7 protein-coding genes, 3 pseudogenes and 2 riboswitches are annotated in these 18497 nt (G+C 64.6%); of the genes and pseudogenes, 3 read left to right on the forward strand and 7 right to left on the reverse strand.

All coding sequences use genetic code 11. From position 1 onward, the window contains the following. Positions 1-83: 83 nt before the first annotated feature. The 7 genes and pseudogenes from FRZ40_RS17410 to cobW all read right to left on the reverse strand — a co-directional run bounded on the left by FRZ40_RS17410 (position 84) and on the right by cobW (position 15820). Complete coding sequence (locus FRZ40_RS17410; protein WP_147234956.1) at positions 84-1241, reverse strand: OmpA family protein; 1158 nt, start codon at positions 1239-1241, stop codon at positions 84-86. A 51-nt stretch (positions 1242-1292) separates the two neighbouring features. Next, positions 1293-8438 (reverse strand): annotated as a pseudogene (locus FRZ40_RS17415) (YadA-like family protein); the annotation flags it as partial. A 51-nt stretch (positions 8439-8489) separates the two neighbouring features. After that, a pseudogene (locus tag FRZ40_RS46140) lies at positions 8490-8858 on the reverse strand (ESPR-type extended signal peptide-containing protein); the annotation flags it as partial. 368 nt (positions 8859-9226) lie between these two features. Continuing rightward, complete coding sequence (locus FRZ40_RS17420) at positions 9227-9874, reverse strand: vWA domain-containing protein (RefSeq protein WP_147234958.1); 648 nt, start codon at positions 9872-9874, stop codon at positions 9227-9229. 37 nt (positions 9875-9911) lie between these two features. After that, positions 9912-10934: pseudogene (locus FRZ40_RS17425) on the reverse strand (magnesium chelatase ATPase subunit I); the annotation flags it as partial. Next, positions 10931-14713: a cobaltochelatase subunit CobN gene (gene cobN / locus FRZ40_RS17430; RefSeq protein ID WP_147234959.1), complete on the reverse strand. Its 3783-nt coding sequence runs from the start codon at positions 14711-14713 to the stop codon at positions 10931-10933. The gene cobN and the pseudogene FRZ40_RS17425, both read right to left, overlap by 4 nt. 9 nt (positions 14714-14722) lie before the next feature. Next, positions 14723-15820 carry a cobalamin biosynthesis protein CobW gene (gene cobW / locus FRZ40_RS17435; protein ID WP_147234960.1) on the reverse strand — a complete coding sequence of 366 codons (1098 nt, stop codon included), beginning with the start codon at positions 15818-15820 and terminating at the stop codon, positions 14723-14725. 161 nt (positions 15821-15981) lie between these two features. Then, positions 15982-16257: riboswitch (cobalamin riboswitch) on the reverse strand. A gap of 69 nt (positions 16258-16326) precedes the next feature. Then, a riboswitch (cobalamin riboswitch) is annotated at positions 16327-16587 on the forward strand. Between the two features lie 148 nt (positions 16588-16735). On the opposite strand from cobW, the gene cobA reads away from it, so the two are divergent. The 3 genes from cobA to cobO are packed head-to-tail and all read left to right on the forward strand — an operon-like array spanning position 16736 to position 18494. Further along, positions 16736-17479, forward strand: coding sequence for a uroporphyrinogen-III C-methyltransferase (cobA, locus tag FRZ40_RS17440; RefSeq protein WP_147234961.1), 744 nt, complete (start codon positions 16736-16738; stop codon positions 17477-17479). Continuing rightward, positions 17476-17895, forward strand: a complete 420-nt coding sequence (locus FRZ40_RS17445) for a cobalamin biosynthesis protein (protein WP_147234962.1) — start codon at positions 17476-17478, stop codon at positions 17893-17895. The genes cobA and FRZ40_RS17445 overlap by 4 nt, the downstream gene beginning before the upstream one ends. Beyond that, positions 17892-18494, forward strand: coding sequence for a cob(I)yrinic acid a,c-diamide adenosyltransferase (gene cobO / locus FRZ40_RS17450; RefSeq protein WP_147234963.1), 603 nt, complete (start codon positions 17892-17894; stop codon positions 18492-18494). Before FRZ40_RS17445 ends, cobO begins: the two co-directional genes overlap by 4 nt. The last annotated feature ends 3 nt before the right edge of the window (positions 18495-18497 follow it).

Consider the following 18497-nt stretch of genomic DNA (forward strand, 5'->3'; position numbering starts at 1 on the left):
AATAAAAAACGGCCCGGTCACTGCACATGACCGGGCCGTTCTGCTTGCAAGCCGTCTGGACGACAACGGCTCAAGCGGTTTCGTTACGGCTGCTTCGGCGCCGTCTGCTGCATCTGCCCCTGCATTTGCCCCTGCATTTGCCCCTGCATTTGCCATTGCTTGCGCAACTGCAGTTGCTGCTGCGCGAGCGGCAACGGCGGCTGTTGCGGTTGCAATTGCGCACGCGGCGCTTGCAACGGCTGCGCCGGCTGGGACGCTCGCTGCATGCCTGCATCAGGCACGGAGGCGGCCGCCTGCGCGCTCACGCGGATCTCCACACGCCGGTTCGGTGCGAGACAGGCGATCACGGCAGCCTTCTTCGGGCCCGGGCACATCACGACGGGCGCTGTCGAACCCGCGCCGCGCACGTCGAAGTGCACGGGGTCGACACCGCGTTGCTTCAACGCATCGGCGACGGCCTGCGCACGGCGCCGCGACAGGTCGCGGTTGTGCGCGACGGAGCCGAAGCGGTCCGTGTAGCCGATCACGGTGATGACGTCGATGGCCTTCGCGCGCTTCAGATTCGAAGCGAGTTCGTCGACGGCGGCAATGCCTTCAGGCTTCAGCTTCGCGCTGTCGAAATCGAACAGCGCATCCGCGGACAGCGAGATCGGCTTGTCGGGCAGCGGGATGTCGGCGGGCGGAGGCGGCGGCGGCGGTGCGCAATGGTCGAGCTCGTCGTTGACCTGCACGCTCAGCTTCTTCGCGCGCTCGATCGCCTCCCAGCCGTGCACCCAGTGCGTGCCGTGCGTTTCGTCCTGTTCCTTCCAGACTTCGTCCGTCAGCGCAAGCAGACGCCCTGCCGATTCGCCTTTGCACGACGATGCCGTAGCACGCGCATTGGTCGCCTCGATCGCACGGATGGCCTGCACCCACTTGTCGCGCGTCGGCCAGTTTTTGGCCGCGTACAACGGCTGCCACTGCGCGCTGTTGTCGATCAGGAAGCGCGCGTCGCCGAGCGCACGGTTCGCCGCGTCGTTGTAGACGCGGGAAACGAGCACGTGACTGTCCTGCCGCTCCGCGATTTCGAGGAAGCCTTCGGCCACCCCGCGCCGATACGGATCGGCGATGCGCTGCGCCAGCGGCGTCAGCGCCTGGACCTGACTCGCGATGCTGTCCGCGAACGCCGGCGTGGCAAAAGCCGCCGCCAGCGTCGCGGCGAGCGTCACGAGGACGGGACCGCGTAGTTTGAGTGTTTTCATCGTTTTTCTCCCCGCCCGCCGCGCTCGTCGCGCGGCGGGCTGGTCACGCCTTTAGAACCCGATCGTCGCGCCGACCGATGCGCCCGTGCTTGCGCCGTAGCCCGTCGAGCGCGTTACGTGCGCGTTCACCAGCACGCGGTCGTTGACCCAGTAGTTCGCACCGACAGCGATGGCAGCCGCGCCGCCATACGTACCTGCCGCCGCCGACATCTGGAAGTTGCCCTCGGCCCGAGCATTCGGGATCAGCGACGTTGCCGCCATCGCCGCCGCGCCGAGCGAGTTCATCTTCTTGTCGAGCTTGTTGACCTGCTGGTTCGTGTACGCGTTCGCCGACTGGACACCCTGGTTGACCTTGTCGTCGACCGATGCGTTTGCCTGCGCAATCGCGTCGTTCAACTGGCCGACGTTGACGGCGTCCGTCGTCGCGGTACCCGCGGCGACGTTCGTGATCCGGCGCTGCTGCGTAGCCGAACCGACCGACACCGTGTTGTCCTGATCCGCGACGGAACCCGCGCCGAGGGCCACCGAGTTGTTGCCGCTGGCGTTGGCGTTCGCACCCGTCGCGACGGCGTTCTGGCCCGACGCATTCGCTGCGTAGCCCGTCGCAACCGACTGCGAGCCGCTCGCGACCGACAGCGCGCCCATTGCCGTAGCGTGGGAGCCGCCTGCCTGCGCAGCCTCGGTGTTGCGGTCGCCGTCGCCGACGAACAGCGTGTCGACACCCGTGCCCGCGTTGCTGATGTTGTTGACCTTCGCCACCAGATCCGCGTACTGCGAGTAGTTGACGGCATCCGTCGACTGCGAGCCCGCTGCGACGTTGTGGATCGTCACAGGCGTTGCGTTCGACGTACCGTCACCCAGCGTGACGCTGCTGTAGTCGGTCTTGCCGCTGGCGTCCGTGTCGTACGTCACGGCAGCCTTCACCTTGCCATCCGGGTTGATGATGCCCGCTGCCTGCAACTGGCCGACGTTGACGGCATCGTTTGCCCCCACGCCTGCTGCGATACCCGACAGAATGCGCGCACCTGCCGAGCCCGAGAAGTCGACGACCGAACCGGTCTTCTGCTTGGCGACGAGGATGTTGCCGGTCGTCGCGTCCTGCGTCACGAGACCGATGCCGCCTTCGTTGATCTGCGTCTGCAGGTTCGTGATGGCCGTGGTATTTGCCAGGACACGCGCATCGAGGTTGGTGATCGCGCCGCCGACAGTCGTCACGGTCGCACCGCCCACGTTGTACATCGGGTTGCTGATCGTGCCGTCGCTCTTCACCGTCGAACCGCCGCCAATCGCGTTGGCCGTCGATGCCGCCACGTTGTACAGCTGCGTGCCGTTCACCGCGTCGAGGCTCGATGCGTTCACCCTGCCTGCCGCGACACCCGTCAGAACGCGTGCGCCCGCCATGCCCGAGAAGTCGACCGTCGAACCGCCCGTCTTCGAGGCAACAAGGATATTGCCCGTCGTCGCGTCCTGCGTCACGAGACCGATGCCGCCTTCGTTGATCTGCGTTTGCAGGTTCGTGATGTCGGTGCTGTTCGCCAGCACGCGCGCATCGATGTTGGTGATCGCGCCGGCGACGTTGGTCACCGTCGAGCCGCCCACCACATACGTCGGGTTGGTGATCGTGCCGTCGTTGTTCACCGTCGAACCGCCGCCGATCGCGTCCGCCACCGATGCCGCCACGTTGTACAGCTGCGTACCGTTCACGGCATCCGTGCTGGATGCGTTCACGCTGCCTGCCGCCAGCTTGGTGATCTTCGTGCCGTTGGCGCCTGCCAGCGTGATCTGGCTCTTGTCCTGGCCGTCGTAGACGACGCCCAGTGCATTGCCCGAACCCGCTGCGTTGTTCAGCGCCGTCAGCGCATCGCCGACGTTGGTGTACGTGCTGCCGCCAAACGTGTACTGCGGACCCGTGATCGCGCCCGTCGCCGGGTTGACCGACGCGCCACCGCCGAGTGCCTGGGCCGTCGATGCGCCCTGTGCGTACAGTTGCGAACCGTTGACGGCATCCGTGCTCGATGCGCTCAGCGCACCCGCCGTGAGGCCCGTGATCTTCGTGCCGCTCGCGCCCTTCAGCGTGATCTGATCCTTCGTCGCGCTGTCGTAGTCGACCGCAAGCGGGTCGCCGCCCGATGCGATACGCGTATCCAGCGAGCTCAATGCCGCACCGACGTTGACGTAGGTGGTGCCTGCCAGTGCGTAGGCGGGCGCCACGACACCGCCCGTCGCCGGGTTGATCGTCGCGCCGCCGCCCAGCGCGCTGACTGCGCCCGTGAGCTGCGAGACGTTGACCGCGTCGGTCTTCTGCGTGCCCGCAGCGACGTTGACGATCTGGCGTTGCAGCGTGCTGTTGCCCACCGCGAGCACATTGGCGCGGCCGCCGTCGGCACTGGCGTAACCGAGCACGATGCTATTCGATCCCGACGCAACGATGTTCGAACCGATGCCCAGCGTATTCGGGCCGCCGACCTTCACGTTGTTGCCGATCGCCATGCCGTTGTCGGCCAGGACCGTCGTACTGTTGTTGCCGATGGCGATCGCATTGTTGGCCATCGCCGTCACGTTCGTACCGATCGCAACAGAGTTCACGCCATCCACTGCGACCTGCTGCCCGATGCCGACGGAAGACGTGCCGAGCACCTGCGCATTGCCACCGATCGCGACTGCATAGTCGGCCGTCGCCTGCGAATTCAGACCGATCGCCAGCGAATCCGTGCCGGACGCCGTCATCATATTCACCTTGTCCGTCGGACCTGCGACCAGCATCTGGTCAGGCGTCAGACTCGAATTGATGGGATCGCCCAGCAGGGCCGTCGACCGGACTGCCGCCGACGACAGCAGCTTCGGCTGAGAAACCGTCGAACTCAGATTGAGTTTGGAGATGGCCGCCTGGATATCCGACGTCACCTGGCCAACCGTCGCTGCATCGCTGGTGTTGACACCGTCCGCCACGTTGACAATGCGGCGCTGCGTGAAAGCGTTGCCCACCGCGAAGGTGTTGATTTCCGTAGCCTGCGAGCCGTAACCCAGTGCGACCGTGTTCGACGCGCTGGCAACCGCGCCGCGTCCGATCGCAAGTGCGCCGTTCGCGCTTGCGATAGCGTTGCCGCCGATTGCGATCGAATCCGAACCCGATGCCTGCGACTTGGCCGCCGTGCTGGGGCCGAAGTTGATGTACTTCAGGTTCGTCTGCAGGTTGCTCGATGCGCTCAGGAAGGCATCGAGTGCAGAACCGACGTTCGAGTACGTCGCGCCGAGCACGTTGTACGCCGGTGCCACGATCGCGCCGGTCGTCGGATTGACGGATGCGCCCGCTCCCAGCGCTGCCGTAACGCCCGCAAGTTGAGACACGTTGACGGCATCCGTCTGATTCGTGCCTGCCGCCACGTTGACGATCTGGCGTTGTGCGCCCGACGAACCGACGGACACCGTGTTCGCACGATCGGCCACCGAGTTCGCGCCCAACGCTACTGCACCGCTTGCCGTCGCAATCGCGTTCGGACCTGCCGCGACGCTATCCGTACCTGTGGCCGACGCCGCTGCCAGCGACGAGGACACATTGAAGTACTTCATGTTCGCGCCGCCGTTGGCGATGTTGTTGACGACGTTGGTCAGGTTCGACAGGTTGTTGCCGACGTTGTTGACCTTCGCGTCTTCTGCCATCAGCTGGCTGACGTTCACGGCATCCGTTGCCGCCGCGCCTGCCGCGAGGTTCGTGATGCGGCGATTGACGGTTGCGCTGCCCACGGACACTTCGCCCGCAGCCGTTGCGCCCGACAGTGTTCCGCCCGGGTTGAACGCGGCTGCCGACAGATTGGACGTCGTCGTCGAGCTTGCACCCAGCGCTACCGAGTTCGACGCAGTTGCGATTGCCGCGCCGCCGATTGCCACCGAGTTCGCGCCCGAAGCCGTCGAGTCCGCCAGCGTCGAGTTCGCATGGAAGTACTTGATGCCGCCGCCGACCGCGATGTTGTTGATGCGTGCATCGATGCTGGTCAGCGCGCCCGCGACGTTGTTCGACGTCGAGCCAGCGACGTTGTACGTCGGGTTCGTGATCGCGCCCGTCGACGGGTTATACGACGAACCGCCGCCCAGTGCCGCCGCCGTGCCTGCGCCTTCGGCGTTGACCTTCGCGTCTTCGGCCGTCAACTGGCTGACGTTCACGGCATCCGTTGCCGCCGAGCCTGCTGCGAGGTTCGTCAGACGACGCTCCGCGCCTGCATAGCCGATCGACACCTCGCCTGCTGCCGTGGTGCCCGACAGCGTGGCGCTGCCCGGGTTATACGCGGCGGCCGACAGGTTGGCCGTCGTCGTCGAATTCGAGCCGAGCGCCACCGAGTTGGCCGCCGTCGCGCTGGCGTTGTAGCCGATCGCGATGGCGTTCGTACCGGCCGCCGTCGCTTGCGGACCGACGCCGATTGCGTTCGTGCCCGATGCCGTCGAATCGACCAGCGACGAGTTGGCATGGAAGTACTTCATGCTTCCGCCGCCAGCCGCCATGTTGTTGACGGTGTTGCTCAGGTTGCTCAGGTTGTTGCTGACACCATTTACCTTCTGGTCTTCCGCCATCAGCTGGCTGACGTTCACGGCATCCGTTGCGGCGTAGCCTGCCGCGACGTTGGTGATGCGGCGTTCGGCACCTTGCGCGCCGATCGACACTTCGCCCGCAGCCGTGGGAGCCGAAATCGAGAAGCCGCCCGGTGCGAAGCCTGCCGAGGACAGCGTCGCCGCGCTCGCCACCGAGTTCGCGCCCAGCGCCACCGAGTTCGACGTGTTCGCAACCGCATTGCCGCCGATCGCAACGGAATCCATGCCCTTCGCCGACGAATCGGCCAGCGTCGAGTTCGCGTGGAAGTACTTGATGCCGCCGCCGTTCGTGATGTTGTTCACCACGTTCGTGACGTTCATCACGTTGTTGTTGATGGCCTTTTCGCCTGCGTCGAGCGCAGTCAGCGCCGCGCCTACGTTGTTGAACGTGTTGCCCGCGACGTTGTACGCGGGTGCGACGATCGCGCCCGTCGTCGGGCTGACCGTCGCGCCGCCGCCGAGCGCCGTCGTCACGCCCGTCAACTGCGATACGTTGACAGCGTCGGTTGCTGCATAGCCCGGTGCGACGTTGATAATCTGGCGTTGCTTCGTGGTGCTGCCGACCGACAGGACATTGGCACGGCCGCCGTCCGCGCTTCCATAGCCAAGCGTGACGCTGTTGGAGCCCGACGCCAAGATGTTCGTGCCGATAGCGAGCGTATTCGGGCCGCCCACCTTGACGTTGTTACCGATGGCAATACCGCCGTCGGCGAGCACCGTCGTGGCGCCGTTACCGATTGCGATTGCGTTGTCGGCCATCGCCGTCACGTTCGTACCGATCGCGACGGAGTTCACCCCGTCCACGGCGACCAGTTGCCCGATACCGACGGAAGACGTGCCGAGCACCTGTGCGTTACCGCCGATCGCGACTGCGTAGTCGGCTGTCGACTGCGAATTCAGGCCGATCGCAAGCGAGTCGGTACCCGACGCCGTCATCATGCCGCCCTTGTCGGTCGGACCCGCCACGAGCATCTGGTCCGGCGTCAGGCTGGAAGTCGTACTGGCGCCCAGCAACTGTGCCGACCGAACCGACGACGTGAGCATCGTCGACTTCGGTTGCGACGACAGTTGTGACGAGTTCAGATTGAGGTTGGCAATGGCTGTCTGGATATCCGAGGTCACCTGGCCGACCGTTGCTGCGTCGGTGGCACTGGTGCCGTCGGCCACATTGACGATCCGGCGCGTCGTGAAGGCGTTGCCGACCGCGAAGGTGTTGGGGTCCGTGGCCTGCGAACCGTAACCGATCGCCACCGAGTTCACGGCGCTGGCGAGCGCGGCGCGCCCAATGGCGACGGCGCCGTTCGCACTTGCGATAGCATTGCCGCCGATGGCCACCGCGTCGTTACCCGACGCCTGCGCCTGGGCTGCCGTGCTGGTGCCGAACTTGATGTACTTCAGGTTCTGAACAATGTTCGACGTGTTGTTATTGATGCTGGCAAGCGCATCGCCGACATTCGCAAACGTCTGGCCATACACGTTGAAGGTCGGCGGTGCAATGGTGCCGTCTGCCTTCACGGAAGCGCCGCCGCCGATTGCCGACGTCACGCCGCCCAGCTGCGCCACGTCGACGGCATCCGTTGCGGCCGTGCCGGCAGCGAGGTTCGTGATCTGGCGTTGCGCCGTCGACGAGCCGACGGAGATGCTGTTGGCGCGATCGGCAACCGAGTTCGAGCCGAGCGCCACGGCGTTGCTTGCGCTCGCGTTTGCGGCGCCGCCGATTGCGACCGATTCCGAGCCTGTTGCCGTCGAGTCAGCCAGCGCCGAAGTGGCGTGGAAGTACTTGAGGCTGGTGGCGCCGCCGCCGCTATTGCCCAGGTTGTTCACGCGCGCGTCGAGGTTCGTCAACGCGCCAGCGACGTTGTTATAGGTTGCGCCGCCGATGTTGTACGCCGGATTCGTGAACGCACCCGTCGCCGGGTTGTACGACGCGCCGCCGCCGAACGCTGCTGCCGTCGATGCGCCTTCCGCGTTGACCTTCCCATCTTCCGACATCAGCTGGCTGACGTTCACGGCGTCCGTTGCCGAGTAGCCTGCTGCGACGTTCGTGATGCGGCGCTCGGCGCCTGCCTTGCCGATGGACAGTTCGCCCGCTGCCGTCGCTGCGGAGAGTGCCGTGCTGCCGGGGTTGTAGCCGCTCGTGCTCAGCGTCGCGGAATTCGCGATGGAGTTGGTGCCCAGCGCGACGGAATTCGGCGTGGATGCCGTGGCTGCGCCACCGATGGCGACGGAGTCCGTACCCGCGGCCGTCGAATCGGCCAGTGCGCTATTCGCGTGGAAGTACTTGAGGCTGGCTGTCGTGCCGAGGTTATTGACAACGTTGCTCAGGTTGTTGACGCGCACGTCTTCGGCCATCAGCTGGCTGACGTTGACGGCGTCTGTGCCGTTCAGGCCGGCGGCCATGTTGGTAACGCGACGTTCGCTGCCGACATTGCCAAGGGAGACTTCCCCGCCTGCAGCCGTTGCGGCGGAAATAGCAGCACCGGCCGGCTGGAAGCCGGTGGACGACAGCGTCGTAGAGTTCGCAACGGAGAATGCGCCAAGTGCTACCGATCTAGACGTAGTTGCCGACGCCGACTCACCCAAGGCGATGGAATAAATGCCGGACGAGCCTGCCAGTTGCCCTACCGCGCTTGATCCGGTCGCGGATGCGCGCGCCCCCTGCCCCACCGCGGTTGCATAGTCAGCGCTCGCGACAGCTGAATCACCGAACGCTGCCGCAGAGAAACCCGACGCCCAACTCTGATTCCCAATCGCGGTTGACCAGTTACCATTCGCCTGGGAAAATGCCCCGAGCGCCGTCGACCAGGAGCCCGTAGCGCTTGAGGCGTAACCCAATGACGATGCAACGTATCCCGGCGCATATCCCCCGTCGACCGCACCGGCGTGCGCAAACGAAGACGCCAGACCCGCACCCGCCGCCAACAGAACTACCGCTCCCTTGGCGCTCCTTTTTCCCTTTCCCTTCGCATTCTCCTGCACAGCGACCCAACATCCGGTCGACTCATTCCAAACTGATCGATATGTCTTATTCATTCGTTATCCTATTTACTCTGACGACAACACTACACAACACGAATCAAGTGACTTCGCAGTGTTATGCCTTGAAAACCTGCCAAGGCGCGTGTGCGCACGTGCTCAACATCCCGGCTGGTGCCACCCCGTCCGTTAGCCGCTGACGCAATGAAAGTCCGCGCGCGTTAAGCCTGCGCGCGGAGAACGATATGAGAACGTGTAATACCGAGTAATCGGACAAATCCTAAGACCATTGATACCTTCAGTGCTTTCGAAATTCCCCTACAATCTCCGACGATATTTTAATTAGCATTTCTACATTAAATGGATAAAAGAACAGCGATTCAACACATTGTGGATTTCCCGAGAAAAGAAAAACAGTTCACCTGCTACGAAGCGACGATACCAAACACCTCTCGTGCGTCGAGCCACCGCGCATCCCATTCGCGCGCGAGCGCAGCACACCGCCCAATGCTGAGACGCTCCTGCTCGAAGTCGACGAACATCACCTGGTCCGCTGCTGCGGGCCGCGACGGCGCGTCGGAACTGCGTCCATCCGACAACACCCATAACCAACGCTGCTGAGCCCGCTTACCTTGCGCAGCCTTCACAAGCAAATCGCCGGCCGTATCGATACCCGATTGAAAAGGCGTCCCGCCCCCACCGCCCACAGGCGCAATCCACCGCTCATTCCACCAGCGCGGCACAGCAGGACCGAACCGTACATCCGCGCGATTGCCGCCGAAGCAGACCAGCGCCACTTCACAGCGCGCCGCGCGCGCCCGGTCAAACAGCGCGAGCAGAATCCCTTTGGCCAGCGCGAGGCGCTCGCCAACCATCATCGACGCCGAGCAATCGAGCAAGAAACAATGCAGCACTCCGCCGCGCGCCTCTTCGTGAATGAAGCGCAAATGTTCGTCGCGCAAAGGCTCGCTTTGCTTGGCAGCAAGCGTGCGCGGCCACGCAATGCGCGTTGCCTGGATGCCTTGAACGGAAGCGAGACCCGCGCCTTGCCGCCATCGAAAACCGCTGCGCATTGCACGCGCGGCTGCGCCCTTTCGATGGCTCAGTGTTTTTTGCGGGCAGCGGAATGACCTGCTTGACGCGCGTGATGCCCGCCGGTTCGGGCGGGAGATAGCCGTAGTCGCTATCCATTGAACTACCGGCCTGATCGGCCGAAGGTTGCTGCGCATCACCTGGCCTCGAGGCCTCTTGCGGCCGCTCAGCATCCTCGTGCAAACGCCGCCGATGCAGCAACACCGATTCCGCGACACGATCGACATGCCCGAGCGTCACCGCATCGGCCCGTTCGAACGCGGCCAGCGCGCGCGCCGCGCGCAGCATCACGAGATCCGCACGCAATCCGTCGACGCCCGCCGCGATGCACAGCGCGCTGACATGCGCATGCACCGTGTCGTCGAACGATAGACGCGTCAACGCGACACGCGCCTCACGAATGCGTTCGACATAAGTCGCCTGCTGCACCGCATGCAACGTTCGAAATGCAGCAGCATCGAGATCGAACGCGAGCCGCGCCTTGACGATCGCTTGCCGAGTCTGCGGCTCGAAGCAATTCTCCAGTTCTACCATCAAGCCGAAGCGATCCGTCAACTGAGGCCGCAGTTCCCCCTCTTCGGGATTCATCGTGCCGATCAGCACGAAGCGCGCATCGTGCGAGTGCGAGACCCCATCGCGTTCAACGGTGTTCACGCCGCTTGCCGCAGCATCGAGCAGCACATCGACGAGCCCATCGGGCAACAGGTTGACTTCGTCGACGTACAGCACGCCGCCATGCGCCTTCGCCAGAAGCCCCGGCGCAAAGCGCACCGACGCATCGCGCAGTGCCGACTCGATATCGAGCGTGCCGATCAGCCGGTCTTCGCTCGCGCCGAGCGGCAGCGTCACGAACCGGCCTTCAGGCAAAAGCTCGGCGAGCGCGCGCGCCGCCGTCGATTTCGCCGTGCCGCGCGGCCCGCTCACGAGCACGCCGCCGATACCGGGATCGACAGCCGCCAGCAACAGCGCCTGCTGCAACGGCGCCTGGCCGATCAAGGCTGAAAAGGGAAACACCGCACGCGGCGCATGGGTTTCGCTCATGAGCGTGATCCTTCGATGTGCTGTTCGCTATCCAGCAGATGCTGTTCGACTTGCGCGCGATAGTCGCCGGGTTGTTGCCATAGCCCGCGCTGCATCGCTTCTAGCAGCCGCTCGCAGACGCCGTGCAACGCATGCGGATTGTGCCGCTGCATGAACTCGCGCGTGTCGGCATCGTTCAGATAGGCATCGGCGACGAGCGCATATTGATGATCGGACACGACGCGCGCCGTCGCGTCATAGCCGTAAAGGTAATCGACCGTCGCGGCGATTTCCGCCGCACCTTTATAGCCATGACGCTTCACGCCATCCAGCCACTTCGGATTCACGACGCGCGAACGGATCACGCGCGCAATCTCTTCATGCAGCGCACGCACGCGCGGCGCGTCGGGATTGCTGTGATCCGCGTGATACACATGCGGCTGATTGCCCGCGAGATGCCGCACGGCCGCCGTCATGCCGCCTTGAAACTGGTAGTAATCGTTCGAATCGAGAATGTCGTGCTCGCGGTTGTCCTGATTCTGCAGCACGACATCCATCGCGGCGAGCCGCGTGCCGAACGCGTGGCGCGCTTCTTCGCCCGCGCTTTTCTGCGTGTACGCATAACCGCCCCACGACAGATACGCGTTCGCGAGATCGGCATCCGTCTGCCATTGCCGCGTGTCGATCATCTGTTGCAGTCCCGCGCCATACGCGCCCGGCCGCGCGCTGAATACGCGGAAGCCCGCGCGTCGACGCGCTTCGTCGGGTGCGACGCCACGTGCGATCCACGCGTCGCGCTCGCGCATCACGCGCGCGCGAACGGGATTCACGTCTTCGGGCTCGTCGAGTTCGGCGACGGCCTGCACGGCGGCATCGAACAGATGCATCACGTTCGCAAACGCGTCGCGGAAGAAACCGGACACGCGCAACGTGACGTCGATGCGCGGACGATCGAACGCCGCGATCGGCATGATCTCGAAGTCGGTCACGCGATGACTGCCCGGCGCCCATTTCGGCCGCACGCCGAGCAGCGCGAGCGCCTGCGCGATATCGTCGCCGCCCGTGCGCATCGTCGCCGTGCCCCACACCGACAGCCCGATCGCGCGCGGATAGTCGCCATGCTCCTGCAAGTGACGCTCGATCAAGGTCTGCGCGGATTTGAGTCCGAGCGACCATGCCGCTTGCGTCGGGATGGCGCGCGTGTCGACAGAATAGAAGTTGCGCCCGGTAGGCAGCACATCGGGACGTCCGCGCGACGGCGAACCGCTCGGACCCGGCGGCACGAAACGTCCTTCGAGCCCGCGCTTCAAATGCATGAGTTCGTGCGGGCCGCATGCGTCGAGACGCGGCAGGATATCGCCGCGCACACGTTCCAGTACGCGCGATGTTTGCGGCAGTTCGTCGGCGACCGCGATCTCGCACATGTCGCCGAGCAAAGACGCGGCAAGCAGTTCGAGCCTTTCGCGCGTGTCGCCGTTATGACGCCACGGCGCGTCGCTGACCTGCTGCAACATCAACGGACGCGGACCGTTCCACTCCGCAGCCCAATCCGCCGACAGCGGATCGAACAGACGATCGACGTCGAGATCGCGCGCCAATGCGTCAATCAGTCCCGCCTTCGCACCTTGACCATCGCCCACGGGAAAACGCGCCAGCGCGAGCAGCGTATCGCGCCGCTGCACACCTGCAGGCGACTGTCCGAATGTATGCAGGCCGTCGCGGATCTGCGCTTCCTTCAACTCGCACAGCCACGCATCCACGCGCGTCAGCAGCGCGTCTTCCGTGTCTGCATCGTTGGGTGCCGCAAGGCTCAGCTCTTCGTGCAAACGATGTTCGACTATCGTGTCGAGGATCGTTTTGCGCAGCAGTTTCGCGCGGCGCGGATCGACCATCAGCGCGTCGTAGTATTCGTCGACCTGCCGTTCGAGATCCTGCAACGGCCCGTAGTTTTCCGCGCGCGTGAGCGGCGGCATCAGGTGATCGACGATCACGGCCTGCGTACGCCGCTTCGCCTGACTGCCCTCGCCGGGATCGTTGACGATGAACGGATACAGATGCGGCAGCGGGCCGAGAATCGCATCGGGCCAGCATGCATCGCTCAATGCGACGCTTTTGCCCGGCAGCCATTCGAGATTACCGTGCTTGCCCACATGCACGACAGCATCGATATGAAACTGATGGCGCAGCCAGAAATAGAACGCGAGATACGCGTGCGGCGGCACGAGTTCGGCATCGTGATAGCTCGCATAGTCGTTCTGTTCGCGCGAGCGCGGCGGCTGGATGCCGACGAACACATGCCCGCAGCGCCAGCCCGCGATCATGAAGCGCCCGCGCCGCAGCGTGGGATCCTGCTGCGGTGCGCCCCACTTCGCATTCAACGCATCGCGCAGCGCTTGCGGCAGACGCGCGAAATACGTCATGTAATCGCTCAATGCGAGGCTCTGCAATGCAGGCCGCAAGTCGCGCACGACGGGATCGTTCGTCACGCCTTGTGTCAACGCGGCCATCAACGCGTCGCCGTTCGTGGGCACGTCTTCGACGCGATACCCTTCGTCGCGCAGCATTCGGAGAATATTCACGACGGACGCAGGCGTATCCAATCCGACGCCATTGCCGATGCGTCCTTCGCTCATCGGATAGTTCGCGAGGATAAGCGCGAGCTTTTTATCCACATTCGACGTGCGGCGTAGCTTGCACCAGCGCTCGCTCAACTCCGCGATAAACGCGACGCGCTCGTGATCCGGCTGATAGCGGACCACGTCCACTTCCGTATGCGGGCACCGATATGCGAGCCCCTTGAAGCTGATCGCACGCGTGATGATGCGGCCGTCCACTTCGGGCAGCGCGACGTGCATGGCGATATCGCGCGAATTGAGGCCGTGATTGTCGTTGACCCAGTCTTCACGGTTGCCGCCGCTCAGGATCACCTGCATGACGGGCGCGTCGCCCGCCAGTTCGAGCGGCTCGGGATCGTCAATAGCGGAAGCCGCGAAGGCCGTCGTGTTCAGCACGAGTGAAATCCCGTGCTGCGCGGCGAGCTGCTGCACGACATCGCGGCTGATCGCATCCTTCAGCGACGTGATCGCGACGGGCAGCGGGTTCATGCCGCGCGCTTCGAGCGCGTCGATCAGCGCGTCGAACACGGCCGTGTTGGCCGCCTGCAGATGCGCTTTGTAGAACAGAATCGCGACGACGGGCGCGGCGGGCTTCCAGCGCGCCTGCCAGGCTTCGATGGTCGCGACATCGTGCGCAGGGTGATAAAGCGCGGCTGCGGGCAACGGACCCGGCGGCGCAGGCTCCTTGCCCCAGCCGAGCGCGCGCCACGCGATACAGCGCATGAACGATTCGGCGTTGTGCGGACCGCCTTCGCGCAGATAGCGCCATAACTGATGACACAGGTCCGCATCGGCCGTGCTGCGCGCGAGCAGATTCGGGTCTTCCTGCAAGTCGCCGGAAAACATCGCGAGCGTCTGCTGCTTGCGCTGCGCGAGCGCGACGACCTGTTCGATGCCGTACGGCCAGTACGCTTCGCCGCCCAGATGATCGACGACGACGACGCGCGCATGCTGCAACACGTCGTCGATGTAGAAGTCGACGGAAGCAGGCTGCCGCAGATATGTGACGTTCGCGAGCCGCACGCTCGGGAAGCCGTCGCCCAGACGCGTCACGACGCTCGCGAGCAGCGACAGCGTCGTGTCGGCGGAACTCAGGATCACAATATCTGCGGGCTTCTGATCGATACGGATCACGCCTTTCGTATCGTCGACGAAACCGCCCGGGACGGTGCGCAGCAGATGCATCGCGGTGCCTTAAACCTGCTGCGGCTGCGTGCTCAGCGCTTCGTCGAGCGCGCGCTGCAGCGTCGGCTGATCGAGGTCCTCACCGATCAGCACGAAGCGGCTCAACGACGACGCATCGATTTCACCCGCCTGCCAGCGCCGGTCGAAATAGCTGTCGAAGCGGCGTCCCACGCCTTGAATCACGAGCCGCATCGCGGCATCCGGCAGCGCGGCAAAGCCTTTCACGCGATAGATCGTGTAGTCTTCGACCACGCGTTGCAGCGCCGCGATCATCGTTTCGCGCGACGTCGCGCTGGCCGTGACGACGACGGAATCGAACTCGTCGTGATGATGATCGGCGTGATCGGGATCGTCGGCGGAACCGTGATGATCGTGACGCAGATGAATCGTTTCTTCCGATGCCGATTCGAGTCCGAGCAACGCGTGCAGATCGAGCTGCCCCATGTGTGCGCGCACCACCTTCACCTGCGGCGGAATCTCTTCGCGAATCACCGCTTCGACGCTCGCCTGTTGTGCGACATCGAGCAGGTCGGTCTTGTTCAGAATGACGAGATCGGCGGCCGACAGCTGATCTTCGAACAGCTCGTGCAGCGGCGATTCGTGATCGAGATTCGGATCGGCCTTGCGCAACTGATCGACGGCAACAGGGTCTTCCGCGAACTGGCCGCTCGCGACGGCAGGACCATCGACCACCGTCACGACGGCATCGACGGTGAAGCTGTTCTTGATGGACGGCCAGTTGAACGCCTGCACGAGCGGCTTCGGCAGCGCGAGGCCCGACGTTTCGATCAGCACGTGATCGATCTGCTCGCGCCGCTCGACCAGTTGCTCCATCACGGGAAAGAATTCTTCCTGCACCGTGCAGCACAGACAGCCGTTGGCCAGTTCATACAACTGGCCTTCCGTCTCGTTGCCGTTCTCGTCGCAACCGATGCCGCAGCCCTTGAGAATCTCGCCGTCGATGCCCAGTTCGCCGAACTCGTTGACGATCACGGCGATGCGCAGCCCGCCCGCGTGTTGAAGGATATGACGCATCAACGTCGTTTTGCCGCTGCCGAGAAAGCCCGTGACGATCGTCACGGGAATCTTGCGCATCTGTGTCTGCATGTTGGCTCCGTTGCTCGAAGGTCGTTCGAGTGACCCTGATGGCGCGCCATGAAAGGCGCGCGCTGTCATAAGTGATGCACGGGGACGAAAACGGCGCCGCACCGGTATACGACCGCTGCAGCGCATGAGGAAACGTGAACGCTGTGCCGCATCCCCGCAGCATCGCGTCGTTGACTCGGGCCGGTATCCGGGCTGGTGAAAGCGCCGCCTCTCCTTCCCGCGCGAGCGTTTTCGCGCAGTGGATGTATCTGCATGGGCCGCTATTGGACGCACATGCAGCGAGGCCGGCTCTGCATCGTCTGCGCGATGCCTTCACCTACCGTTGCGGGGAGCAGCATAGTTTGACCCGCCGCCGTGAACGATGGCGAAGCCTGCTATTTCCCGTTTAACTGCGCGCGCAGAGAGCGCGCGCGAGCACCAGAGTGCGTGCGAGTTTAGGCCCGGCGGCAGGCAGCGTCAAGGAAGCATCGGCGAAACTCCGCAGCGACTCGCAGAGCCCCGTGTGCTATCGTATGCGCGCATCTGGTGCCGCGCGGACGGGTTCGAACGTCTGTGCGGTTAAACGGGAAACAGGGAAGCGCCCGCTCGTCGCAACACGTAAGCGATGAAGCTGCGCTCAGCCTGTGCTGTCCCCGCAACGGTCACGCGGCGAGCGGAAAGAACATTTTCCGCGCAGTGCGTTCAGAGCCACTGTCTGCCACTCGCAGATGGGAAGGCGAACGCGATGAGCCGTCAGCCCGGATACCGGCCAGACGCAAGGGGGCGAACGAAGATTCGCCATTCGCCGGCGCCGCGGGAAACGGAAGCCGGCGCCCACGCACGATGCACGTCACCCGCAGCCATCGCGCGTCACACGCAACATCGCATGACCTGTCACACACAAGCGCCCGCGCATATCGCGGCGCTCTCCTCGCCATGAGCCGCGCGTGGCTGATCGGCGCCGGTCCCGGCGACGTCGAACTGCTGACGCTCAAGGCCGCGCGCACGCTCGCGCTGGCCGACGTCGTGCTCGTCGACGATCTCGTCAATCCCGAAGTGCTGCAGTTCGCGCGCGACGATGCGCAGATCGTCTACGTCGGCAAGCGCGGCGGCCACGCGTCGACGCCGCAACACGAGATCATCGCGGCGATGCTCGATCATCTGCGCGCGGGCCGCAGCGTCGCGCGCCTCAAAGGCGGCGATCCGTTCGTGTTCGGACGCGGCGGAGAAGAACAGCAAGCGCTGCAAGCCGCGGGCGTACACGTCGAAATCATCAGCGGAATCACGGCAGGCATCGCCGCGCCCGCTTCGATCGGCATTCCCGTCACGCATCGCGACCACGCGCAGGGCGTGATCTTCGTCACCGGGCACGGTGCGGGCGAGCATGAAGCCGACTGGCGCGCGCTGGCCGCCACGCGCATGACGCTCGTGATCTACATGGGCATGCGGCGGCTCGGCGATATCGTCGACGCGCTGCTGAGCGCCGGCATGCCGCCCGATACGCCGTGCGCCGCGATCGAATCGGCGACGCGTCCCGAGCAGCGCCATGTCGCCGCGACGTTGCGTGAATTCGTAGAGCGCGTGGCCGATGCGGGACTCGGCTCGCCGTCGATCGTCGTGATCGGCGGCGTCGCGTCGCTGGCCGCACCCGCCGAAACGCCGCTCAGGCTCACGCCATGACGACGCTGATCGCGGGCATCGGATGCCGGCGCGGCGTGTCGGCGGAACAGATCGAGGCGGCCGTGCGCGAGGCGCTCGGCGATACGCTTGCGTTCGCCGCGCTGGGCGCCGTCGCATCGATCGAAACGAAAGCCGATGAAGCGGGGCTCGTCGAATTCTGCGTGCGGCACGCGCTGCCGCTCCGTACGTTCACGCGCGAGCAGATCGCCTCGCTCGACGCACCCGTCAACGCATCGGACGTGGTACGCGAACATCTCGGCGTCGACGGCGTCTGCGAGCCCTGCGCGCGGCTCGCCGCGCACGGCGGCGAACTGCTCGTCCCGAAACGCGCACGCGACGGCGTGACCGTCGCCATCGCGTGCGCTGCCGCACACCCTCATTCCAACGACACATCCAGAATCAAGGAACATCGATGAAGACCGATCCCGAATCGCATGCACGCATGACGCAGCGCCGCCGCGAAGGCCACGAGAAGAAGCAGGCTCAGGCGACCGTCGAGAAAGGGCTCCTGATCGTCAACACGGGCACGGGCAAGGGCAAGTCGACGGCGGCATTCGGCATGGCCGTGCGCGTGCTCGGCCACGGCATGAAGCTCGGCGTCGTGCAGTTCATCAAGGGCGCGCTGCACACGTCGGAACGCGATTTTCTCGGTGCGCAGGGCAATTGCGAGTTCATCACGATGGGCGACGGCTACACCTGGAACACGCAGGACCGCGAGGCCGACATCGCGACGGCACGCAAGGGCTGGAACGAAGCACGCCGCATGATCGAAAGCGGTGAGTATCAGATGGTGATTCTCGACGAGTTGAATACCGTGCTGAAGTACGAATATCTTCCCCTCGATGAAGTGCTCGAAGTCGTGAACGCGCGACCCGCGATGGTCCATGTCGTCATCACCGGACGTCACGCGCCCGATGCGCTCGTCGAAGCCGCCGACCTCGTCACCGAAATGCGCCTCGTCAAGCATCCGTACCGCGAGCAGCACGTGAAGGCGCAACGCGGCGTGGAGTTCTGAACG

The sequence above is a fragment of the Paraburkholderia azotifigens genome (assembly GCF_007995085.1).
GTDB lineage: Bacteria > Pseudomonadota > Gammaproteobacteria > Burkholderiales > Burkholderiaceae > Paraburkholderia > Paraburkholderia azotifigens.

What these genes read in the sequence shown, in the direction of transcription:
- FRZ40_RS17410 (WP_147234956.1), bottom strand. Translation starts at nt 1,241, where the DNA reads ATGAAAACACTCAAACTACGCGGTCCCGTCCTCGTGACGCTCGCCGCG.
- FRZ40_RS17420 (WP_147234958.1), bottom strand. Translation starts at nt 9,874, where the DNA reads ATGCGCAGCGGTTTTCGATGGCGGCAAGGCGCGGGTCTCGCTTCCGTT.
- cobN (WP_147234959.1), bottom strand. Translation starts at nt 14,713, where the DNA reads ATGCATCTGCTGCGCACCGTCCCGGGCGGTTTCGTCGACGATACGAAA.
- cobW (WP_147234960.1), bottom strand. Translation starts at nt 15,820, where the DNA reads ATGCAGACACAGATGCGCAAGATTCCCGTGACGATCGTCACGGGCTTT.
- cobA (WP_147234961.1), top strand. Translation starts at nt 16,736, where the DNA reads ATGAGCCGCGCGTGGCTGATCGGCGCCGGTCCCGGCGACGTCGAACTG.
- FRZ40_RS17445 (WP_147234962.1), top strand. Translation starts at nt 17,476, where the DNA reads ATGACGACGCTGATCGCGGGCATCGGATGCCGGCGCGGCGTGTCGGCG.
- cobO (WP_147234963.1), top strand. Translation starts at nt 17,892, where the DNA reads ATGAAGACCGATCCCGAATCGCATGCACGCATGACGCAGCGCCGCCGC.